This window comes from Salipiger bermudensis (genome assembly GCF_019801965.1).
GTDB classification, from domain to species: Bacteria; Pseudomonadota; Alphaproteobacteria; order Rhodobacterales; family Rhodobacteraceae; genus Salipiger; species Salipiger bermudensis_A.
Map to the genome: position 1 here is coordinate 279,131 of NZ_JAHVIA010000007.1, position 22,005 is coordinate 301,135.

20 protein-coding genes and 2 tRNA genes are annotated in these 22,005 nt (G+C 68.1%); 11 read left to right on the plus strand and 11 right to left on the minus strand.

Features of this window, described 5'->3' with window-relative positions; all coding sequences use genetic code 11:
* Window positions 1-371: 371 nt before the first annotated feature.
* Entirely contained in the window at window positions 372-1,190 is an 819-nt protein-coding gene (locus tag KUV62_RS17010; RefSeq protein WP_222604922.1) for an alpha/beta fold hydrolase, read from the plus strand.
* A gap of 78 nt (window positions 1,191-1,268) precedes the next feature.
* Here the strand turns inward: KUV62_RS17010 and KUV62_RS17015 are convergent, their stop codons facing one another.
* Window positions 1,269-2,168: a LysR family transcriptional regulator gene (locus KUV62_RS17015; RefSeq protein WP_222604923.1), complete on the minus strand. Its 900-nt coding sequence runs from the start codon at window positions 2,166-2,168 to the stop codon at window positions 1,269-1,271.
* A 128-nt stretch (window positions 2,169-2,296) separates the two neighbouring features.
* On the opposite strand from KUV62_RS17015, the gene KUV62_RS17020 reads away from it, so the two are divergent.
* The 3 genes from KUV62_RS17020 to KUV62_RS17030 all read left to right on the plus strand — a co-directional run bounded on the left by KUV62_RS17020 (window position 2,297) and on the right by KUV62_RS17030 (window position 4,703).
* Window positions 2,297-3,319: an MBL fold metallo-hydrolase gene (locus KUV62_RS17020; protein WP_222604924.1), complete on the plus strand. Its 1,023-nt coding sequence runs from the start codon at window positions 2,297-2,299 to the stop codon at window positions 3,317-3,319.
* Between the two features lie 70 nt (window positions 3,320-3,389).
* A complete protein-coding gene (locus KUV62_RS17025) occupies window positions 3,390-4,151 on the plus strand; it encodes an SDR family oxidoreductase (RefSeq protein ID WP_222604925.1) in 762 nt (253 codons plus the stop codon).
* An 81-nt stretch (window positions 4,152-4,232) separates the two neighbouring features.
* Entirely contained in the window at window positions 4,233-4,703 is a 471-nt protein-coding gene (locus KUV62_RS17030; RefSeq protein WP_222604926.1) for a nuclear transport factor 2 family protein, read from the plus strand.
* Window positions 4,704-4,936: 233 nt separating this feature from the next.
* On the opposite strand, the gene proB is transcribed toward KUV62_RS17030, so the two are convergent.
* The 4 genes from proB to KUV62_RS17050 form a co-directional block, all read right to left on the minus strand.
* Entirely contained in the window at window positions 4,937-6,043 is a 1,107-nt protein-coding gene (proB, locus tag KUV62_RS17035) for a glutamate 5-kinase (RefSeq protein ID WP_222604927.1), read from the minus strand.
* Window positions 6,031-7,062, minus strand: coding sequence for a GTPase ObgE (gene obgE / locus KUV62_RS17040; RefSeq protein ID WP_222604928.1), 1,032 nt, complete (start codon window positions 7,060-7,062; stop codon window positions 6,031-6,033). Before obgE ends, proB begins: the two co-directional genes overlap by 13 nt.
* A 228-nt stretch (window positions 7,063-7,290) precedes the next feature.
* Window positions 7,291-7,367: transfer RNA gene (locus tag KUV62_RS17045), tRNA-Asp, on the minus strand.
* Window positions 7,368-7,401: 34 nt separating this feature from the next.
* Window positions 7,402-7,478: transfer RNA gene (locus KUV62_RS17050), tRNA-Asp, on the minus strand.
* Window positions 7,479-7,954: 476 nt separating this feature from the next.
* Here KUV62_RS17050 and KUV62_RS22830 point away from each other — a divergent pair.
* The 6 genes from KUV62_RS22830 to tpiA all read left to right on the plus strand — a co-directional run bounded on the left by KUV62_RS22830 (window position 7,955) and on the right by tpiA (window position 13,072).
* The gene (locus KUV62_RS22830) at window positions 7,955-8,857 is read left to right on the plus strand and encodes a LytTR family DNA-binding domain-containing protein (protein WP_222604929.1); all 903 of its coding nucleotides are present in this window, start codon (window positions 7,955-7,957) and stop codon (window positions 8,855-8,857) included.
* A 133-nt stretch (window positions 8,858-8,990) separates the two neighbouring features.
* Entirely contained in the window at window positions 8,991-9,347 is a 357-nt protein-coding gene (locus tag KUV62_RS17060; protein ID WP_222604930.1) for an SUF system Fe-S cluster assembly protein, read from the plus strand.
* Between the two features lie 85 nt (window positions 9,348-9,432).
* Complete coding sequence (locus KUV62_RS17065) at window positions 9,433-11,103, plus strand: mechanosensitive ion channel family protein (RefSeq protein WP_222604931.1); 1,671 nt, start codon at window positions 9,433-9,435, stop codon at window positions 11,101-11,103.
* Between the two features lie 65 nt (window positions 11,104-11,168).
* A complete protein-coding gene (locus KUV62_RS17070; protein ID WP_222604932.1) occupies window positions 11,169-11,732 on the plus strand; it encodes a sugar O-acetyltransferase in 564 nt (187 codons plus the stop codon).
* Window positions 11,733-11,820: 88 nt separating this feature from the next.
* Window positions 11,821-12,201 carry a HesB/IscA family protein gene (locus tag KUV62_RS17075; RefSeq protein WP_222604933.1) on the plus strand — a complete coding sequence of 127 codons (381 nt, stop codon included), beginning with the start codon at window positions 11,821-11,823 and terminating at the stop codon, window positions 12,199-12,201.
* A gap of 121 nt (window positions 12,202-12,322) precedes the next feature.
* Window positions 12,323-13,072: a triose-phosphate isomerase gene (tpiA, locus tag KUV62_RS17080; protein WP_222604934.1), complete on the plus strand. Its 750-nt coding sequence runs from the start codon at window positions 12,323-12,325 to the stop codon at window positions 13,070-13,072.
* Between the two features lie 300 nt (window positions 13,073-13,372).
* Here tpiA and KUV62_RS17085 read toward each other — a convergent pair whose 3' ends face one another.
* The 5 genes from KUV62_RS17085 to KUV62_RS17105 form a co-directional block, all read right to left on the minus strand.
* On the minus strand, window positions 13,373-14,749 hold the full coding sequence (locus tag KUV62_RS17085; protein WP_222604935.1) for a TRAP transporter large permease: 1,377 nt from the start codon (window positions 14,747-14,749) through the stop codon (window positions 13,373-13,375).
* A 4-nt stretch (window positions 14,750-14,753) separates the two neighbouring features.
* On the minus strand, window positions 14,754-15,443 hold the full coding sequence (locus tag KUV62_RS17090) for a TRAP transporter small permease (protein WP_222604936.1): 690 nt from the start codon (window positions 15,441-15,443) through the stop codon (window positions 14,754-14,756).
* Between the two features lie 147 nt (window positions 15,444-15,590).
* A complete protein-coding gene (locus KUV62_RS17095) occupies window positions 15,591-16,601 on the minus strand; it encodes a TRAP transporter substrate-binding protein (RefSeq protein ID WP_222604937.1) in 1,011 nt (336 codons plus the stop codon).
* Window positions 16,602-16,905: 304 nt separating this feature from the next.
* Window positions 16,906-18,132 (minus strand): sigma-54-dependent transcriptional regulator, encoded by a 1,227-nt coding sequence (locus KUV62_RS17100; protein WP_222604938.1) that lies wholly within the window; start codon window positions 18,130-18,132, stop codon window positions 16,906-16,908.
* Window positions 18,129-19,880 (minus strand): ATP-binding protein, encoded by a 1,752-nt coding sequence (locus tag KUV62_RS17105; protein WP_222604939.1) that lies wholly within the window; start codon window positions 19,878-19,880, stop codon window positions 18,129-18,131. Before KUV62_RS17105 ends, KUV62_RS17100 begins: the two co-directional genes overlap by 4 nt.
* Window positions 19,881-19,940: 60 nt before the next feature.
* Here KUV62_RS17105 and KUV62_RS17110 point away from each other — a divergent pair, with 60 nt between their 5' ends.
* Window positions 19,941-21,113, plus strand: coding sequence for a cytochrome P450 (locus KUV62_RS17110; protein WP_222604940.1), 1,173 nt, complete (start codon window positions 19,941-19,943; stop codon window positions 21,111-21,113).
* Window positions 21,114-21,497: 384 nt separating this feature from the next.
* Here the strand turns inward: KUV62_RS17110 and KUV62_RS17115 are convergent, their stop codons facing one another.
* Window positions 21,498-21,953: an Lrp/AsnC family transcriptional regulator gene (locus tag KUV62_RS17115; protein ID WP_207075586.1), complete on the minus strand. Its 456-nt coding sequence runs from the start codon at window positions 21,951-21,953 to the stop codon at window positions 21,498-21,500.
* Between the last annotated feature and the right edge of the window lie 52 nt (window positions 21,954-22,005).

Consider the following 22,005-nt stretch of genomic DNA (forward strand, 5'->3'; position numbering starts at 1 on the left):
GCGAAGCTCGGGAGTTCGCGTGCCCGGGTGGGCGGGTTCGCGGCGGCGACGGGCTGGCTTTCCTGGCGTCGCGCGGGATGGCACGCGTCGGTTGGGGGCGCTGCCCCCGTCCGCGTGCCGCGGACTCCCCCGGGATATTTTTTGGCCAGAAGAAGACCGCGGGTGGTGCCCTTGCCGGGGGCCGTGCGGGGGACGGTGGGCATGAACGGCGTTGTGCGGGCGCCTGCGCGGTCCGGGAGGCGGCGGTGCTTCAGAGCGTCTTCCGAAGGCGCGCGCGCCCGGATAGGTTGACGATGACGCCGCGGAGCCCTGCCCGCCATGAGACGCCCGCGCCGGCGCGGACCGGCCCCAAGACGAAAGACGTGACCCGAATGCTCGACCTTCCGAACACCGCGACGATCGCTGGCAACACCGTGCGCTGGGGCCGGATCGGCAGCGGCCCGCCGCTCGTGGCGATCCACGGCACGCCGTTCTCCTCGCAGGTCTGGCGCCGGATCCTGCCCGAGCTCGCCGATCGGCGCAGCGTCTATTACTTCGACCTGGTGGGCTACGGGGCGTCGGAGAAGCGCGCCGGCCAGGACGTCTCGCTCGCGGTGCAGAACCGGGCGCTGGCCGGGCTCTTCGCGGAATGGCAGCTGGAGCGCCCCGATGTCCTGGCGCATGATTTCGGCGGCGCGACCGCGCTGCGGGCCTGGTATCTCGACGGTCTGCGCTACGCCTCGCTGACGATCTTCGACGCTGTCGCGCTAGCGCCCTGGGGCTCGCCCTTCGTGCAGCATGTCCGCAACCACGAAGCCGCCTTCGCCGGCATGCCCGACTACATGCACCGCGCGCTGCTGCGGGCCTATCTGCAGACCGCGGCCCACAAGCCGCTCTCGGAGGAGGCGCTCGAGATCTATTCCGCGCCCTGGCTCGGCCCGGTCGGGCAACCCGCCTTCTACCGGCAGATCGCGCAGATGGACCAGCGCTTCACCGACGAGATCGCCCCGCTGCTCGGGCGCCTCGACTGCCCGGTCTCGGTGCTCTGGGGCACCGAGGATGACTGGATCCCCTTCGAGAAGGGCGTGGAACTTGCGGGGCTGATCTCGGACCGCCCGGTGCAGCCGGTCAGCGACGCGGGCCACCTGGTCCAGGAGGATCGGCCGGAGGCGATCGTGGCGGCGGTTCTGCGGCAGATCCAGCGCCGCTGATCCGGCGCGCGCCCGACCGCTGCCGTTACCGCCGCGCCGGTCGCAAGGCGCCAGCCCCGGAAGCACGTGCCGGCGGGATCACAGTTTGCGCCGCTCCTTCTCGGCGCTCACCAGGAGTTTCGCGAACTCGATCACCCGCGGCGGGCGGAAGCGCGCCGGGGCGTAGAGGATGTGAATGCCGCCCTCCGGCAGATGCCAGTCGGGCAGGAGCTTCACCAGCTCGCCCCTGGCGAGCCTCTCGGCGACGAGGAAATCCGGCAGGATCGCCGCGCCCAGCCCGGCCAGCACCGCTTCGAGAACGGCCGGGGTCGTGGTCATCGAGGCGACCACGTCGGGGCGGATGCGCTCCTGCGCGCCCTGCCCCCGGGAGAAATCCTGGCTGAGCGGTTCGCGCAGCGCGGAGTTTTTCACGAAGGGCCAGCCCGCGAGATCCTTCGGACAGGACGGCGCTGGATGCTGCGCGACCAGCGCTGCGCTCGCCACGAGATGCTGCGTGAAGCTGCCGACCCGGCGTGACTTGAGGCTGGAATCAGACAGCCACCCGAGCCGGATCGACAAGTCCCAGTTGCCGGAGTGAAGATCGACGATGCTGTCGCTGAGATCGAGCGCCACCTTGCAGGCCGGGAAACGCGCCCGGAACTGCGTCAGCACCGGGATCAGGAAGCTCTGGCCGTAATCGAGCGGGGCGGTGATGCGCAGGACCCCCGACGGCGTCTCCCATTTTGACTGTAGCGCCTCCTGCGCGCTCTCCGCCTCGGCCAGGATCTGCCTGGCATGGCCGAGCAAGAGCTCGCCATCCTCGGTCAGCGTCACGCTGCGCGTGGTGCGCATGAACAGCGACACGCCAAGCTCATCCTCGAGCCGGGCGACCTGCGCGCTGACCACCGCCTTGGTCATCCCGAGACGGTCGGCGGCGCGGGTGAAGGAGCCGGTCTCGGCGACGGCAAGGAAGTAGGACAGGCGATCGAGCTTCAGCATGGGGCAGGACTAGCCGCAACCGTATGCCAAATCAATACAGTGAATCGCGCTTTATCGGCCTAGTGGCAGACGATCCTCCAATCTACCTGAGACACATCAAACTGATGCAACCACAGGAAGACATCGCCATGACCCGCAACCTTCGTTTCGCCGCCACCACCGCGCTGGCCCTCGTGCTCGGCCACGGCGCGCTGGCCGACGTGCCCTCGACCGTGGGCGCCACCTACCGCGCCGAGTCCACCAGCGAGGCGCTGGCCCCGGGCGAGAAGATCGAGCACCTCTTCACCAAGAACATGACCCAGGCCTTCATCCTGCAGAAGCTGACCGACCGGGTCTATTTCTACCAGGGCGGCTTCTACGGCACCGTGTTCTACGTCGGTGACGAGGGCGTGCTGCTGTTCGACGCGCTCGAAGGCCAGGGCGCCGGACTGCTCGACGCCATCGCCTCGGTCACCGAGCTGCCGGTCACCGCCATCGTCTACAGCCACAACCACGCCGACCACATCCAGGACGCGCCGGTGATCCTCGAGGCCTTCCCCGACGCCGAGATCATCGCCACCGAGGCGACCGCCGCGCAGATGGAGAAACTGGGCTCAAGCCACCCCGCGCCGACCCGCGTGCTGGGCCATGACGAGGCCAGTTTCGACTTCGAGGGCCTGACCGTCGACGTGATCGCCGCCGAAGACGACGCCCACGCCCATGACCACTCGATCTTCGTGCTGGAAGGCGAGAAGGTCGCGCATATCCCCGACGTCATCAACCCCGACCAGCCGCCGTTCTGGTCCTTCGCCGGCTCCGCCTCCTATCTCGGCTACCGCGAGCTGGTCGAGCAGATCGGCGCGCTCGACTGGGAGTATCTCTCGGGCGGCCACGGCAATGTCGGCTCGCATGAGGACATCGCCTTCTACCTGCAGTTCCTTGACGATCTCGAGGCCGCTGTCGGCAAGGCGATGGGCGAGGTGCCGTGGGGCTTCGGCGTCGACAGCGCGACGCTGACCGCTCATACCCCGATGCTGCCCGCCTGGTACGACGAGATCGCGCGCCGTGCCACCGAGAGCCTGCGCGACACCTACGGCGCCTATTACGGCTTCGACGCCGCGACCCCGGCGAATGCCGAGATGGTCGCGGAATACCTCTTCAGCTACCGCTGAGCGCTTTCGCCTGCCGGACCCCGCGCCCGGCAGGCGCTTTTATCGCCGCATTTCAGGAATGGAGATTTTCATGACAACGACGACAGCTTTCCTCGACGGACAGGTCGCGCTGGTGACCGGCGGAGGGGCCGGTCTCGGCCGTTCGATCGCTCTGCACTATGCCCGCGCCGGCGCGCAGGTCATGGTGGCGGATCTCGACGACGCCGCAGGTGCCGAGACGGTTCGCCTGATCACCGAGGCCGGCGGCACCGCGCGGTTCCGGCACACCGATGTTTCCAAGGATGCCGACGCCCGGGCGCTGGTCGCCGGCACGCTCGAGGCCTATGGCAAGCTCGACATCGCCTGCAACAACGCCGGCGTGGCGCCGCCCGCCACCAAGCTGGCCGAGATCGATGACGCGCTCTGGCGGCGCATCCAGTCGATCAACCTCGACGGCGTGTTCTACGGCATGCGCGCGCAGATCCCGGCGCTGATCGAGAACGGCGGCGGAGTGATCGTCAACATCGCCTCGATCCTCGGGCAGGTCGGCTTCCCAGGCATGGCGCCCTACGTTGCCACCAAGCACGCGGTGGTCGGGCTGACCAAGCAGGTCGCGGTGGATTACGCCGAGCAGGGCGTGCGCGCCATCGCCATCGGCCCCGCCTTCATCAAGACCGGGATGGAAGACAATCTCGACCCCGATTCCCGTGCCGAGCTCGAAAGCGCCCACCCGGTGGGCCGCATGGGCGAGCCCGAAGAGGTCGGCTCGGTCGTGGCCATGGTCTCGGCCCCGAACTGGACCTTCGTCAACGGCGGCTACCTGCCGATCGATGGCGGCTACCTGGCGCGCTGAGCGCCCCTGGCGGGTGCCGGTCCGCGGCGCCTGCTGCCTCTGAACAGCATAACGACACAACCACACGAAGGAGTGCGTCTCATGTCTTTCCCCCACCTTTCCCGGCCCGCGGCGCTCACCGCCGCGCTGCTGGCCGGCAGCACCGCCCTGGCCCAGTCGCCGGAGCGTGACATCACCCGGGAGGCCGCCAACCTCGCCCTGGTAACCGAGTTCTACGAGGGCGTCTTCCTCGACCACGACGTCGCGGCCGCCTCCGCCGTGGTCGCCGACAGTTACATCCAGCACAACCCGAACGTGCCCGACGGCAAGGCCCCCTTCGTGTCGTATTTCACCGGGCTCTTCGCCGAGAACCCGGCCGCGAAGAACGAGATCGTGAAAAGCGCCGCCTCCGGCGACCTGGTCTGGCTGCACGTGCATTCGACCGCCGGCGCGGATGACCGCGGCCGCGCCATCGTCGACATCTTTCGCGTCGCGGACGGCATGATCGTCGAGCATTGGGATGTCATCCAGCCGGTGCCCGAGACCTCCGCGAACGAGAACGGGATGTTCTGAGCCCCCGCCTGCGGGCGGCCGCGCCTTCGGGTGCGGCCGCTGTCGCGTCTCGAGACGTGACGCGGTCTTCTATGCGTGGGGCGTTCTTGCCGGGTGGCGCGGTCCGGCGTCTCGGCTGGGGGCAGCGCAAGGGGCAAGGGATGCGGGGGCGCTGCCCCCGTCGCAGCGGAGCTGCGACTCCCCCGAGGTATTTTCGAACCAGAGAAGACGGGGGCGGGGCGCCGGGTGACGGGTCAGAGGGCCATGTCGTCGCGATGGATCAGGACGGCGCGGCCGGAATAGCCGAGGGCGTCTTCCATCTCCCACGAGTGGCGACCGGTGATCAGCCGGGCCTCGTCGGCGGTGTAGCGGGTCAGCCCCTGCCCCAGCGTGACGCCGCGGGCATCGTGGATCGCCACCGGGTCGCCGCGGCCGAACTCGCCCACCGCAGAGGTGACGCCCACCGGCAGCAGCGAGCGGCCATTGGCCAGCGCCTTCGCGGCGCCATCGTCGACGATCACCGCGCCGCAGGGCTTCATCGCCGCGATCCAGCGCTTGCGCGCGGCGTGCGGATCGAGCCGGGAGGTGAACCAGGTGGCGTTGGCCCCGGCCTCGAGCGCCGAGAGCGGGTTGAGCACCGAGCCCTCGGTGATCGCCATGGCGCAGCCCGCCGCGGTGGCGGTCTTGGCGGCCAGCAGCTTGGTCTTCATGCCGCCCTTCGACAGCCCCGAGCCGGCATCACCGGCCATCGCCTCGATCTCGAGGGTGATCTCGTCGATCACCTCGTAGCGATGCGCCGTCGGGTCCTGCGCCGGGTTGGCGGAGTAGAAACCGTCGACATCCGACAACAGGATCAGCTGGTCGGCGCCCACGGTGACCGCAACCTGCGCCGCGAGGCGGTCATTGTCGCCGTAGCGGATCTCGTCGGTGGCGATGGTGTCGTTCTCGTTGACGATCGGCACCACGCCGAAGCCCAGCAGCGTCTCCATCGTGGCGCGCTGGTTGAGGTAGCGGCGGCGGTCGGCGCTGTCTTCGAGGGTCACCAGCACCTGGCCGGTGACTACGCCATGCGGCGCCAGCGCGTCTTCCCATTCGCGCGCAAGCCGGATCTGGCCCACGGCGGCGGCGGCCTGGCTCTGCTCGAGCGGCAGCGCCACGGGGGGCAGCTTGAGGATGCCGCGGCCGAGCGCGATGGAGCCCGAGGAGACCAGGATCACATCGGTGCCGCGGGCTTTGATGCGGGCGATGTCCTCGGCGATGGAGCGCATCCAGTCGCCGCGGAAGGCGCCGGTCTGCTTGTCGACCAGCAGCGCCGAGCCGATCTTGACGACCAGGCGCTGCGCCGCGCTCAGGGCCGCCATTCGGTGTCGTCCTCGGGGGCCTCGCGCAGGCGTTTCTCGTCGATGAAGGCGCGCAGCGCGCGCAGCACCTCGGTGGTGCCCTCGCCGGAGGCGCCGGACATCAGCATGACCTTGCCGCCCGAGCGGGCCTCGAGCTCCTCGCGCAGGAAGGCGCGCTCCTCGTCGTCCATCGTATCGATCTTGTTGAGCACGGTGACGCGCGGCTTATCGGCGAGACCGGCGCCGTATTGCTCGATCTCGTTGATGATCGTGTCGTAATCCTCGAGCAGCGTGCCCGAGCTGCCATCGACGAGATGCAGCAGCACCGCGCAGCGCTCGACATGGCCGAGGAACAGGTCGCCGAGGCCGCGGCCTTCATGGGCGCCCTCGATCAGGCCGGGGATGTCGGCCACGACGAATTCCTTGCCGTCGACGCCCACGACGCCGAGATTCGGGTGCAGCGTGGTGAAGGGGTAGTCGGCGATCTTGGGCCGGGCGTTCGAGGTCGCGGCAAGGAAGGTCGACTTGCCGGCATTGGGCAGGCCCAGAAGGCCGACATCGGCGATCAGCTTGAGGCGCAGCCACACGGTGCGCTCGACGCCGGGCTGGCCCGGGTTGGCGCGGCGCGGGGCTTGGTTGGTCGAGGTCTTGAAATGCAGGTTGCCCCAGCCGCCATTGCCGCCCTTGCACAGCAGCACGCGCTGGCCGAGCTCGGTCATGTCGGCGATCACCGTCTCCTCGTCCTCGTCGAGGATCTCCGTCCCCACGGGGACACGCAGCACGATGTCCTCGCCATCCTTGCCGGTGCGCTGCCGGCCCATGCCGGGGCGGCCGTTCTCGGCGAAGAAATGCTGCTGGTAGCGGAAGTCGATCAGCGTGTTGAGACCATCGACGGTCTCGACCCAGACATCGCCGCCGCCGCCGCCATCGCCGCCATCGGGGCCGCCGAATTCGATATACTTCTCGCGCCGGAACGAGATGCAGCCGTTCCCGCCGCTGCCGGAGCGGAGATAGACCTTGGCAAGATCGAGAAATTTCATGTGTCTGGTCCGTTCGGGAATGAGGGCGCGATCCGGCGCGGTTTAACCTGCGTGACGGCGTTTCTCAAGCGGTGCGCGCGTGGGGGGATGCTGAAGGGGCGCTGCCCCTCTCGGCGCGCAGGCGCGCCAATTCACCCCGGAGTTATTGATCGACGTAGAGAAGACAGTGAGACCGATCGTGGCCCCCGGTGGGGGTGATCTCCATAGTCCTTGGCGAAGGGGGGAAAGTGGCGCGGTTGACGGGGCTCGAACCCGCGACCCCCGGCGTGACAGGCCGGTACTCTAACCAACTGAGCTACAACCGCGCTTTCCGCGGGGCGGCATCTTTGGGGGCAGTGGTGGCGCGGTTGACGGGGCTCGAACCCGCGACCCCCGGCGTGACAGGCCGGTACTCTAACCAACTGAGCTACAACCGCTCACTGCCCTCCGAGGAGTGCCTCCCCGAACGTGGAGGCCCTTCTAGGCGGAGGTCCGGATGCCGTCAAGCGGTTTTGGCGAGGGAAATGTGCATTTTCTCAGAAAAGCCGAAAGCGCCGCGTCCCGCCCCCTGCCAGAGCAGTCTAGAGCACCATATTTTCTTGGGTTTACAGGGATTTGCCCTCAAGACGCCCGCGCGGCGCGGGCGCGGGAAATACCCGACAGGGGGCGCGCTCTTCCGCTCGGCCGGTGCCCATGACCCTGCTCTGAGCACGCGCCCCGCAGTGGCCTGCCCGCCGGGCCGGTCGGCCGCTTCGGCGGAGGGCCTTGCGGGCGCTTGGTGCCGGCGGTGCCGGCCCTGCCGTAGCACGCGGAGAGCGCGTCTTGCGCAGCGTCACGGCCCGGCGAGCGCCTTGATTTTCATGACAATCCCATGCATCCCTGAACGACGCGCTCTTGAGCCGGATATTTTGACGTGCATGATTTTCTACGGACCAACCTGAACCTGCGGGCCACGACGCTGGAGCAGATCGATCTCACCGCCCAGGAGTTCCTGGCGCTGTTCGAGCATCGGCTGACACAGGTCTACCTCGGATTCGTCCTGGTGATTCTCCTGGTCTCCGATCCCAGCCACCTCTTCGCCTCTGTCCCGCTGGGGATCTACGCGCTCTCGTGGACGGCAGCGTTCTTCCTCTACCTCTGTGTGCATGTGGCGATCATGCTCGGGCTCGCGGCGCTGCGCTACATGAGCGGACGGCAGACCCCCGCGGTCTACATGCCAATTCTGAGCCTGCTCGCCTTTGCCCCCACCCTGACCGCGATGGAGACCGGCCTGAGCCTCATCGCCGGCGACGAACTTCGCCCGCTGCTGCTTCAGCGCATGGGATATGTCGCGGTTACGGTGATCATGTTCGAGACCATCTTCACGCGATTCGTCCTGCCCCGGGTGACCCAGCCGCCAGCTGCTCCCGGCCCGGCCCCGGAGAGGCCCGAGCCCGCAATCGCCGAGGCGCTGCCGGAGGCGCCCGAATTCGCCGAGCCGGAGGCCGGGACCGAGGATCGCAAGATCCATATCGGAGCGCGCCCGGTCTCGATTGGAGAGGTCTCGTTCATCGAGGCGCGCGAGCACCACGTGCATGTGCGGCTGCGCCACGGCACCCTCAGCCAGCGCGCGCGGCTCTCGGACATCGTGGCCCAGACCCGCGCCGAGGATGGCGTGCAGCCGCACCGATCGTGGTGGGTGCCGCGCCACGCGGTGCGCGAGCTAGGCCGCGACGATGGCAAGCCGGTGCTGCGGCTGGTCGACGAGAGCGTGATTCCCGTCGCGCGCGGCCGGCTCGAAAGCGTGCGCCACTGGATCGCCACCCATATGGTCTGAGCCCGGGCGCGCGCCTTGGCCCCGCCTGAGGAGGCCGCGCCGAGCCGGGCGCGCCCCTGCGCCGATTGCGGCCTTTACCCGCCCCGGCAGCTTTCCTATATAATCAGTCGGAAAAGCAGACAAAGGACAGGCAATGGATGACGCACCGCTCGAAGGCGCCCCGCTGATCGCGCCCTCCTCCACCGAGCACCCGCTTCACGAAGCATGCGTCGAGGCGTGCCGGTCGGTCTATGACCCGGAGATCCCGGTCAACATCTACGATCTCGGCCTGATCTACACCATCGAGATCGATGCCGAGAACGCCGTGAAGGTCATCATGACCCTGACCGCTCCGGGCTGCCCGGTGGCCGGCGAGATGCCCGGCTGGGTGCAGGATGCCGTCGGCGCCGTGCCCGGCGTCAAGGAGGTCGATGTCGAGATGGTCTTCGACCCGCCCTGGGGCATGGACATGATGAGCGACGAGGCCCGCCTCGAGCTCGGCTTCATGTGAGGCTTGCGCCGGTCCTCCAGAGGGGCCGGCGGTTTTATTTTACCACCAACGGGAACGAACCCGCCGCATCCGCAGTTGAACCGCGATGCTGCATCTTGCCCGTGCCCTTCCCCTTTGTCTCGTCGCGCTCCTGCTGGCGCTGCTGATCGCGCCTCCCGCGCGGGCACAGGAGCAGGCCGGCCTCGATGCGTGGTACCGGGTCACCGAGGTCAATCCCGGGCTCGGCACCCCGCCCGACAATATCGACCGCACCACGCCGCGCTCGAGCCTCGAGAGCTTCCTGTTCCGCGCCGATGCCGAGGAATGGGGTGAGGCGGCGCACCTGCTAGATCTCTCGGCGATCCCCGCCGAAAAGCAGGCCGAGATCGGCCCCGAGCGGGCCGAGCAGTTCGCCACCCTGCTCGACCGCCGCATCATCATCGACTGGTATGACTTGCGCGATCGCCCCGACGGGGTCGACGCGCGCACCACCGACGCGCCGATGGCCGGGGAGCCGCGACGCTCGCTGCTGCTGTGGTACGTCAAGCTCGGCGACCGCCCGGTGCCGATCCGCATCAACCGCATCAAGCCGGCGATCGGCGAGCCGGTGTGGCTGGTGTCGCGCCAGACGGTGATGTCGCTGCCGGCGCTGGCCGACGCCTACGGACCGACCGAGTTCGAGTTGATGCTGCCCGAGCCGCTGCGGCAGAAGGCCTTCTGGGGCCTGCGCTGGTACGAGGTCGGGGCGTTTCCGCTGGTGCTGATGATCACCGCGCTGGTGGGCTTCCTGTTCAACAAGGCGATGTCGAAGGGGCTTGGCCGCACCCATCGCGATGCGCCGACCTCGATGCTGGTGGCGACGCGCGGCCCGCTGACGCTGGCAGTGGTGACGCTGACCATATCGCTGCTGACCAGCAAGGTCTTCGTGTTCTCGGGCCGCATCGACACCGTCCTGTCGCCGCTGATCATCCTCGGCTACGTGGTTGCCACGCTCTGGCTCATCGTCAACGTGGCCGACGTGATCCTGTCACGGCTGGTGAATTTCGACGACGAGGAACTCGCCGCGATGGGCGACGGCATGGAGCAGCGCCGCAACATCGCCACGCGGGTCTCGGCGGCGCGCCGCGCGGTGATCGTCATCGTGGTGCTGGTGGGCGCTGGCATCACCATCAACGAGGCCAGCGTGATGCGCTCGCTCGGTCTGTCCCTGCTCGCCGGCGCCGGCACCGCGACGATCATCCTCGCCTATGCCGGGCGCAACGTGCTCACCAACATCATGGCCTCGCTGCAGATCGCCCTCAATCAGTCGGCCCGGATCGGCGACAAGGTGATCTACCAGGGCCGGTTCTGCACCGTGGAGCGCATCCACTTCACCTTTGTGCAGCTGCGCGTCTGGACCGGCTCTCGGCTCGTCGTGCCGGTGGTGGATTTTGTCTCGGAGCCGTTCGAGAACTGGACGATGAAGGAGCATTTCCTCATCGAGCAAGTGGTGCTGCGCCTGTCGCACAAGGCCGATATCGAGGCGCTGCGGCAGAAATACGAGGAGATCCTCGACGGCATGGACATTCCCGAGGATCGCGCTGAGGACCGGGGCGTCTACGTCAAGGGCCACGACGTGTTCGGCCAGGAGGTGCTGTTCCTGGTGCCGACCCCGGATCCCAACCTTGCCTGGACCATGGCCTGCGAGGTGCGCGAGGCGCTGCTCAAGGAGGCGCGCCGGCTCGACGACGAAGCGCAGGCGATCTTCCCCGAGGTCACGCCCGCCGAGGCGGCCTGACCGCCGCCATTGCGCCCTGCCCCGCGCTTTGACAGGCTCACCCCGCGGCAGCGGAGGAGACCGGCATGACGAGCGAGAAGCAGAAGATGATGGCTGGCGAGCTCTATGACCCGGGTGATCCAGAGCTCTGCGAGGACCGCAAGCGCGCGCAGCGGCTGATGTCTCGGTACAACGTCACGATCTACGGCGATGACACACGCCCGGCATTGCTGCAGCAACTGCTTGGCACCTGCCCGGAAGCGGTGGCGCTTCGGGCGCCCTTCTATGTCGATTACGGCTACAACATCCATCTCGGCGAGGGCGTATTCTTCAATTACGGCTGCGTCTGCCTCGACGTCTGCCCGATCCGCATCGGCGCGAAAACGCAGATCGGCCCCTACGTCCAGCTCCTCACCGCCGACCATCCGCGCGACGGCGCCACCCGCGACACGGGCCTTGAGTTCGGCCGTCCCATCACCATCGGCGACAATGTCTGGATCGGCGGTGGCGCATTGATCCTGCCCGGCATCCGCATCGGCGACGCCGCGGTAATCGGCGCCGGGTCGGTGGTGACGCGCGACGTCGCGCCGGGGGTCACCGTGGCGGGAAACCCGGCAAGGGCGCTGCGCGCTGCTGCGGAAGAGGCCTGAGCGCTGGCGCACAGGGCCGCCTCCCGCCGCCCCCCTTGTGACGGGAGGGCGGGCATATTACCTTGGGAGACGAATAAGGAGACGCGAAATGTTCGGCATTCCAGGCAAACAGGCTGTCACCATGACCCCGGCGGCGGTGATGCAGGTGCGCAAGCTGATGGAGCGCGATGGCCGCGCCGGTCTGCGCATCGGCGTCAAGAAAGGCGGCTGCGCCGGCATGGAATACACCATGGAGTTCGTCGACACCGCCGACGGCAATGACGAGGTGGTGGAGCAGGACGGCGCCCGGGTGATGATCGCGCCGATGGCGCAGATGTTCCTCTTCGGCACCGAGATCGACTACCAGGTCTCGCTGCTCGAGTCGGGCTTCCAATTCAACAACCCCAACGTCGCCGACGCCTGCGGCTGCGGCGAATCGATCAAGTTCAAGGATCTCGACGAGCTCGAGGCCGAGCGCCAGGCCAACTGACGCCCACGGGCGTGCCTGCGCCTTGCAAAATCAGGCCCCTGCGTCATTTCTCCCCGGGCGGCGCCCTTGACGCCGCCGCCCCGCCCCCGATGATGGGCGCGAACCGAATGAGGGAGAGACCATGCGCACGAAACTCGCCGCCGGCAATTGGAAGATGAACGGCCTCACCGCCGCGCTTTCGGAACTCGAGGGCATGGCCGAGGCCGCCAGGGGCGCCGCCGAGGTGCTGATCTGCCCGCCGGCGACACTGGTCGCCGCCGCCGCCGGAGCCAGCTCCGACGACATCGCCATCGGCGGCCAGGATTGCCATGCCAAGGCGTCCGGCGCCCATACCGGCGACGTCTCGGCGGAGATGCTGAAGGATGCCGGCGCCACCTACGTGATCCTTGGCCATTCCGAGCGCCGCACCGACCACGACGAGCACGACGAGGACGTCCGCGCCAAGTGCGAGGCGGCCTGGGCGGCCGGGCTGATGGTGGTGCTCTGCGTGGGCGAGAGCCTCGAGGAGCGCGAGGCGTCGAACACGCTCGAGATCATCGGCGGCCAGCTCGCCAAGTCGGTGCCGGACGGCGCCACCGGCCACAACCTCGTCATTGCCTATGAGCCGATCTGGGCGATCGGCACCGGCAAGGTGCCCACCACCGACCAGATCGGCGAGGTGCACGATTTCATGCGCGCCAAGCTCGAGAAGCGCTTCGGCGAGGGCGTCGGCCGCTCGGTGCGCCTGCTCTACGGCGGCTCGGTGAAGGCGTCGAACGCCGAGGAGATCTTCGCGGTCTCCAATGTCGACGGCGCGCTGGTGGGCGGCGCCTCGCTGAAGGCCGCGGATTTCGTACCGATCATCGAGGCCCTGAACGCGGCGCCGGCCTGAGCGCCGGAGCTTGAGTATTTAGAAACGTAGAGAAGCAGGGGTGCGGCGCGCTGCCCCCTGCTTCTTCATGTTGGCAAATACTCCCGCCGGAGGCGATCCCGCCCTCTCTACGCAGACGCCCCCCGGGCAAGAGCGCCGTCTCTCCCAAGCGCATCCCCCTCACAAGGCCGGATCATCGCGCCGCGCCCCTGCTTCTTCATGTCGATAAATACTCCCGCCGGAGGCGATCCCGCCCTCTCCACGACAAACGGCGCCCCGAACAAGGGCGCCGTTTCTCGTTTCAGCGATCTCGTCCCCGGATCACCGGGTGATGATCTCCGGCCCCATGAAGGTGGTCGGCAACCAGGTCGACAGGATCGGGATGTAGGTCACCATGATCAGGAACACGAAGAGCACCGCAAGGAAGGGAAGTGCGGCGCGAACCACGCTCATCATCGGCATGCCGGCAACGCCCGAGGTCACGAAGAGGTTCAGGCCGACCGGCGGGGTGATCATGCCGATCTCCATGTTCACCACCATGATGATGCCGAGATGGATCGGGTCGATGCCGAGCTCGATGGCGATCGGGAAGACCAGCGGCGCGACGATGACCAGCAGGCCCGAGGGCTCCATGAACTGGCCGCCGATCAGCAGGATCACGTTGACGATCACCAGGAACATCACCGGGCCGAGGCCGGCGTCGAGCATCGCCGCGGCGATCTGCTGCGGGATCTGCTCGTCGGTCAGCACGTGCTTCAGGATCAGCGCGTTGGCGATGATGAACATCAGCGTAATCGTCAGCTTGCCGGCGTCGAACAGCGTGTCACGGGTGTCGCGGTGGAAGAACGCCGTCACCAGCGCGATCGGCTTGCGCAGCAGCGTCAGGTTGCGCTCGCCGTCCTTGCCCGCCAGCGGGCCCATGTCGCGGTAGACGAAGTTGGCGATGAAGAAGGCGTAGACCGCCGCCACCGCCGCCGCCTCGGTCGGGGTGAAGATGCCGCCGTAGATGCCGCCCAGGATGATCACGATCAGGAACAGGCCCCAGAGCGCGTCGCGGCCCGAGGACAGCACCTCGCCCCAGCCCAGCCACTCGCCCTTGGGCAGGTTCTTGACCCGCGCGATGGCGTAGATGGTGATCATTAGCATGGTGCCGGCCATAAGGCCCGGGATCACGCCCGCGAGGAACATCCGGCCCACCGAGACATCGGTCGCGGAGGCATAGACCACCATGACGATCGACGGCGGGATGAGGATGCCCAGCGTGCCCGCGTTGGCGATCACGCCGGCGGCGAAATCCTTGGTGTAGCCCACCTGGCGCATGCCGGCGATGACGATGGAGCCGATGGCCACCACAGTCGCGGGCGAGCTGCCCGAGAGCGCCGCGAAGAGCATGCAGGCGAAGACGCCGGCGATGGCGAGGCCGCCATGCATGTGACCCACCAGCGCGATCGAGAAGCGGATGATCCGCCGCGCCACGCCGCCCGTCGACATGAAGCTCGAGGCGAGGATGAAGAACGGGATCGCCAGCAGGGTGTAGTGCCCGGCCATCGCCTGGAAGAAGCTCTGCGCCACCGAGGCCAGCGAGGTGTCGGAGAGCACCAGCAGGAAGACGATCGACGACAGGCCGAGCGACACGGCGATCGGCACGCCGATCAGCATCAGGCCGATGACGGAAACGAAGAGAAGAAGAACGTCCATCAGATCAGTCCTCGCGGTTCATGTGGGCCACGTCATCGACGGCGTCTTCCGCCTCGTGGCTGACGATCAGGCTCTGCTGGTCGCCGGTCCAGATCCGCACACCGGCCTGGATGAAGCGGAAGAACAGCAGCGCCGCGCCGAAGGGCAGGATCGCGTAGGGGATGAAGCGGGGCAGCTTCTCGTAGGCATCGCCGTAGTTGATCCACGGTTCGATGAAGCGCAGCCACTCGGGCATCGGGATGTCGACGACCTCGTACCAGGAGCGGTAGGAGGTGCGTTTCATCTCCTCGAAACCGGTGGGGAACCAGCGCCCGGTGGTCTGCGGCAGGTTGGCGAAGTTCGCCCAGTAATCCCACGCGCCCTTGAGCAGCAGCGCCGCGTAGACGATGCAGATCACCGCCGCGATCAGCGCCAGCACCCGGCGGGCGGTCGGCGAGACCAGGTTGATGACCGCGTCGACGCCCAGATGCGCGGTGACCTTTACCGCGTAGCTGATCCCGAACAGCACCAGCCAGGCGAAGAGGATGGTCACTGCCTCGAGGCCCCAGATGATGCCGGTGTTGAAGCCGTAGCGCAGCACGACGTTGACGAAGGTGATGAGTGTCATGAGGCCGAGGATCACCGCGATGGCGGTTTCCTCGATCTCGTTGACGATGCGGCCAAGTGCACTGTGGCCATGGTACTGACTGGACATGCCGTCCCCCATTCCGCGTCCGGGCCCCGGCCCCGGTGCCAATTTTTTTGGTGTTTCAGGATGGTAAGAAAAAGGGGACGGCGTTGCGTCCCCTGATCCCCGCCCGGCCGCTCGCGCAGAGGGCCGGTCGGGTGCCTTGGCGGGCGATCAGCCCTGGACTTCGGAGTTGAACGCCTGGGCGGCGTCGATGTTCTCCTGGCCGACATCGTCGGTGAACTGCTCCCAGACCGGCTTCATCGCGTTGACCCAGGCCTCGCGCTGCTCGGGGGTGAGCTCGCGGATCTCGCCGCCGGCATCGAGCACCGCCTGGCGGTTCTCGGCGTCGACCTCGGCGATCGCCGCGTTGCGCGCTGCGGTCACTTCGTTGACGATGGTCTCGAGCTGGGCGCGGACGTCCTCGTCGAGGCTGTCCCACCAATCGGCGGAGGTCACGACCATGTAGTCGAGCACGCCGTGGTTGGTCTCGGTGGTGCCGTCCTGCACTTCGAAGAACTTCTGGCCGTAGACGTTGGACCAGGTGTTTTCCTGACCGTCGACAACGCCGGTCTGCAGCGCGCCGTAGACTTCCGAGAAGGCCATCGGCTGCGGGCTGGCGTCAAGCGCTTCGAACTGCGCCTTGAGCACCTCGGAAGGCTGCACGCGGAACTTCAGGCCGGCGGCATCCTCGGGCATCAGCAGCGGCTTGTTGGCCGACATCTGCTTCATGCCGTTGTGCCAGAAACCGAGGCCGAGCAGGCCGCGGCGGACCATCGATTCCTTCATCTCCTGGCCGGTTTCCGAGTTCTGGAAGGCGTCGACCGCTTCCATGTTCACGAACATGAACGGCAGGTCGAAGATGCGGAACACCTTGGTGAACTGCTCGAATTTCGACAGCGAGGGCGCGGCCATCTGGACGTCGCCGTTCAGCATCGCCTCGAGCACCTGGTCGTCGTTGTAGAGCGTGGAGTTCGGGTAGACCTCCATGCAGGCCTTGCCGTTCATTTCCTCGTTGACGCGCTCTTGCAGCAGCGAGGCGGCGATGCCCTTGGGGTGCTTGTCGGTGTTGGTGACGTGGCTGAACTTGATGACAATCTCGCCATCGTCGCAAGCCGCCATCGCGCCGGTGGCGCCGGTGGTGAGGGCCGCAGCGGCCACGGCGGTCATCAGAAACTTCTTCATCGGTATCCTCCCGAGATGATGATGAGCGAGGGCCCGCTCCCCTGCTGGCCCTTCGCTGAGCACAAGACAGCCATGCGCCAGACGCATCAAGGGATTGCTCAAAACCGGGTCATTTTGACATTTTTACATTTATAACCATATACTTGACGCAGATCCGGCGCCACCCGCTCCTATTGCAACCCGGTCGCCTGTGCGAAATCCCGCACGTCGCCCAGCGCGGCTTGTGCGGAAATCCGCACAGATCCGATTCGCCGCCGAGTCGCCCGTGATTCGCCGAGGAGGGTCCGCGAGGAGCCGAGGAGGCTCAGCGGAACTCTTCCGGCTTCAGCCCGTATTTCGCCAGCTTGTCGTAGAAGGTCTTGCGCGGCAGCTTGAGCATCTCGGCCGCCGCGCTGGCCTGACCGCCGGTGCGCTTGAGCGCATCGGCCAGCAGCGAGCGCTCGACCTGCGCCAGACGCTCGGCAAGCCCCAGCCCCTCGCCCGCGGCATCCTCGTCGCCGAGGCCGAGCACGAAGCGCATCGCCGCCGACATCAGCGCCCGCGCGTTGCCCGGCCAGTCGCGCGCGATCAGCCCGGCGATGACCTCGTCGCCGATCTCGGGCGGGGTCATGCCCGATTGCTCTGCCGCCTGCGCCACGTAGTGCCGGAAGAGGACGGGGATGTCCTCGGGGCGTTCGGCCAGCGCAGGGATGCGCAGCTGCATGACCTCGAGCCGGTAATAGAGCTCGGCCGAGAACCGCCCGGCCTCCGCCGCCTGCCCCAGATCCTCGACGCTGCCGGCGATCAGCCGTGCCCCGCCGGCCTCGAGCCGGTCCTGCAGCGCCAGCTGGGTGTCGAGCGGCAGCTGCGCGATCTCGTCGAGAAACAGCGTCCCCCCGGCGCAGGCCTGCCACACCGCCTCGAGCCCCTCGCGCCCGAGCCCCGCCGCCGAGCGCTTCTCGAACGGCCCCTTGGCGCGGGTCGAGCACAGGTGCACCACCTCGGCCACCTTCGAGATCCCCGAGCCGCGGGCGCCGCGGATCAGCACGTCGGTGCCGGCGCGGGCGGCGGCGCGGGCCTGCGCGCGCAGGGTCTCGGATTGCGGCGAGATGCCAAAGATCATCCGCGCCGCCGGGTCGCCGGTCTCGAGCTGCGCCTTGAGGCGACGATTCTCGAGCACGAGGCCACGGGTGCGCAGGGCGCGCTCGATCACCGAGATCAGGTCCTGCGGCGCGCAGGGCTTCTCGAGGAAGTCGAAGGCGCCCGCCGACATGGCGCGCACCGCCATCGGGATGTCGCCCTCGCCGGTCAGCAGGATCACCGGCAGCTCCGCATCCTGCTCGTGGGCATAGTCGAGCAGGTGGAACCCGTCGCGCCCCGGCATGCGGATGTCCGAGACGATCACGCCCTCGAATTGCGGCCCGATGCGGTCCTTGGCCTCGACGAAGGAGCCGGCGGTGATGGCGTCGAACTCGGCGAGCTCCAGCGTCTGGCCCAGCGCCTCGCGCACCGCCGCGTCGTCATCCACCAGAAGCACGCTGCGCACGCTCATGCCATCTCCTTCGCCTGCATCAGCTCGACGGTGAAACATGCGCCGCCCGGCACGTTCTCGCCGCGCAGCCGCCCGCCGAAGCCCTCGACGATGCCATAGGAGATCGACAGCCCGAGGCCCATCCCCTCGGCGGCGCCGACCTCCTTGGTGGAGTAGAACGGATCGAAGATGCGCGACGGATCGGCGATCCCCGGGCCGGTATCGCGCACCGTGAGCATCACGCGCCCGCCCGCGTCGTCGCGGGTGACGCGGATGGTGATGGCGCGGGTCTCGCTGCCGGCCATCGCGTCCATCGCGTTGGAGAGCAGGTTGATGACAACCTGCCCCAGCCGCACCTCGCCCGCCATCACCACGGTCGCGGTCTCGGGGCGCTGCCAGTCGATCATCGTGCCGGTCTCGGCGATGCGCGGCGCCAGCACCTCGAGCGCGCTTTCCACCACCGCCGCCAGCCCGACGCGGCGTGCGGGCTCCGGCTCGGCCTTCGCGAAGGCGCGCAGGTTCTTGATGATCCGTCCCATGCGGCCGGCCATGTCGGAGATGCGCCCGAGGTTTTCCGCCGCGCGCTCCTGCTTGCCGCGCTCGAGGAAGGCGGCACCGTTCTCGGCAAAGGAGCGGATCGCCATCAGCGGCTGGTTCAGCTCATGGCTGATGCCGGCGCTCATCTTGCCCAGCGCGGTCAGCTTCGAGGCCTGCACCAGCTCTGCCTGCGCCCGCTTCAGCGCCGCCTCCGCCTCCTGCCGCTCGGCGATCTCGCGGCGCAGGGCGAGGTTCGATTGCTGCAGCGCCCGGGTGCGGGCCGAGACCCGCTCCTCGAGCACGAGATTGGCCTCGGCCAACGCCCGGCGGCGCTCCAGCGCCAGCCAGAGCAGCGCCCCGAAGAACAGCACCACCGAGGCCACCACCGCCGCCTGCAGCCCGGCAAGGCGGGTGGCGGGCGCGGTGTCCATCAGCAGCACTCCTGTCATGCCGATCACCGGCAGCTCGCTTTCGAGGCGCAGCGCGTGGGCCGGCACGTAGGGCGAGAAGCGCTGCTGCCAGACGATATGGCCGCCGGGCTCGCGCACCGTCACCTCGCGGCGGGTGCCATCGGGGGTGACCACTTCCGCCGGGCCGGTGCGGCGCCAGCCCAGCAGCTCGGAGCGGTTGGTGGCGAAGATCTCGCCGGCGCTGTCGGTGAAGAACACCGCCGGCAGCGAGCCGCGCCAGTCCTGCTCGAGCCGCGCGATATCGACCACAACGATCAGCGCCCCGCGCACCGCCCCGTCCATGCCGAAGCTCGGGGCTGCGAAGTAGAAGGCGCGGTCGATGCCCTCGGGCCCCTCGCCATGGGCGATGCCCAGCGCCCCGTCGAGCGCCCGGTCGAAGGGGTCTCCCTGCAGCACCCAGTCCGGCAGACCCGGCTCGGAGGCCGCGAGGATACGTCCCTCGGTATCGACATAAGCGGCGAGGGCGGCGCCGGAGCGGTCAGCCCCGCGCAGCAGCATCGCCTCGGCGGTGCGGCGCGAGCCGAAATGGTGCAGCCCGCTCAGCGCCGGGTGATCGGCGCTGAGCACGGCAAACTCGCGGAAGCGCTGGAGCTGGGTGACGAGGCGCTCGGAGGCGAGTTCGAGATCGCTCTGCCCGCGCGCCGCGAGCGGGCCCAGCGCCTGCACGTAGCCATAATGCCAGACCCCCGCCGACAGCGCGGCGGTGGTGGCGAGCGACAGGGCCAGCAGCGCGCCGCGACTGTGTTGCAGGGTCCGCTTCATGCCCCTGACATAGCAAGCCGCGTCTTGTCAGGGAAGCGGCGCGGAGGCAGGGTCGCGCCCATGCAACGCGTCTCCCAATCCCCGACCGATCCCGCCTTCGTGCAAGACCCCTACCCGTTCTACGACCGCCTGCGCGCGGGCGGCGATCTGGCTTGGTGGGAGGAGTTTGGCATGGTCTGCGCCGCCTCGCACCGCGCCGTGCACGCTCTGCTGCGCGACCGGCGCTTCGGGCGCGAGATCCCGTCCGAGCTGCTGCAGCCGGTGCCGGAGCATCTGCGGCCCTTTTACAAGGTCGAGGCGCATTCGATGCTCGAGCTCGAGGCGCCGCGGCACACCCGCCTGCGCGGGCTGGTGCTGCGCGCCTTCACCTCGCGGCGCATCGCCGCGCTGGGTCCGGAGATCGCGGCGCTGGCGCATGGGCTGATCGATGCCTTCCCCGAGGGCGCGGTCGATCTGTTGCCCGCCTTCTGCCAACCGATCCCAGTGATCGTCATCGCGCGGCTTCTGGGGGTGCCCGACGCGATGGCGCCGCAGCTGCTCGACTGGTCGAACGCGATGGTGGCGATGTACCAGGCGCGGCGCACGCGCGAGATCGAGGAGGCGGCCTCAAAGGCCGCGTCGGAGTTCTCCGCCTTCCTGAGCGAGTATATCGACGCCCGCCGCAGCGATCCGCGCGACGATCTGCTGTCGCAGCTCATTGCCGCCGAGGAGGCCGGCGAAAAGCTCTCGACCGAGGAGCTGATCACCACCTGCATCCTGCTGCTCAATGCCGGGCACGAGGCGACGGTGCACACCATGGGAAACGGCATCAAGACCCTGCTCGAGACCGGCCACGGGATCACCGAGGTCACCGCCGCGCCGGTCTGCGAGGAGATCATGCGCCACGACCCGCCGCTGCATCTCTTCAGCCGCTACGCCTACGAGGAGGTCGATCTCTTCGGCCACCGCTTCGCGCGCGGCGATCAGGTCGGGCTGCTTCTGGGCGCGGCGGGGCGCGATCCGGAGGTTTATGCCGCCCCGCATCGCTTCGATCCGGAGCGCGAGGGGCCGGCGCATCACGCCTTCGGCGGCGGGCCGCATTTCTGTGTCGGCGCGCCGCTGGCGCGGCTGGAGCTGCAGGTGGCGCTGCCGATCCTCTTCGCGCGCTGCCCTGGGCTGCGGCTGGCCGAGGCGCCGCGCTACGCGGATCTCTACCATTTCCACGGGCTGGAGCGGCTTCTGGTGACGCGGTGAGGCGACGCTCTGGGCTGAGAAAGGCTGAGTTCTGAGGCCAACGCGAACCGCGCCCTCGCCAGCCCGCGGGATGGCGACCCGACCGATGATCCTCTTGGTTTATCCCGGCCAGATCCGAAGGACCACGACACGATGCGCTCGGCCCAACCAAATCGCCAGCCCCGGGGGCGAGCAGCGTGCCCGCGCGGAATAGAGGCCGCAGGCCGCCGCGCATCGCCGGGCCGCCCCCCGGACCGGCGATTTAGTGACGCAGGTGCCAAGCTTCGAGGTCCTTCGGATGTGGCCGGGATAAATCGAGGGATTCTCTGCGACGATCGCCAGTCCGCGGCCCGACGCTGCGCGGCGGCGTCTCCCGTCCAATCGGATCAGACGCACCGCAACCGCTCACACCGGCAGCGCCGTGGTGTTCTTGATCTCTTCCATCGACAAGAGCGCGGTGACGTTGTGCACCTTCACCTCCGAGATCAGCGCCTGATAGAACACATCATAGGCCCGGGCGTTCTGAACCCGGACCTTGAGGATGTAGTCGATATCCCCCGCCAGCCGGTGCGCCTCCATCACCTCGGGGCGCGAGCGCACCGCGTGCAGGAAGCGCCCCTGCCAGTCGGCATCATGCTCCGAGGTCCGCACCAGCACGAAGAAACACGCCTCGAAGCCCAGCTTGTCGGCATCCGCGATGACGACCTGCGGCCCGATCACCCCACCCTCGCGCATCTTGCGAATCCGGTTCCACACCGGGGTCTTGGACGAGCCCACCGCGCGGGCAATCTCGTCGAGTGAACGGCCCGCATCGAGCTGCAGTTCGCGAAGGATTTTCCGATCGGTGCCGTCGAGCTGCATGGGTTTTCCTCTTTCCTGTCCATCCGTAGACGCTGTTTCATATCACGCCACC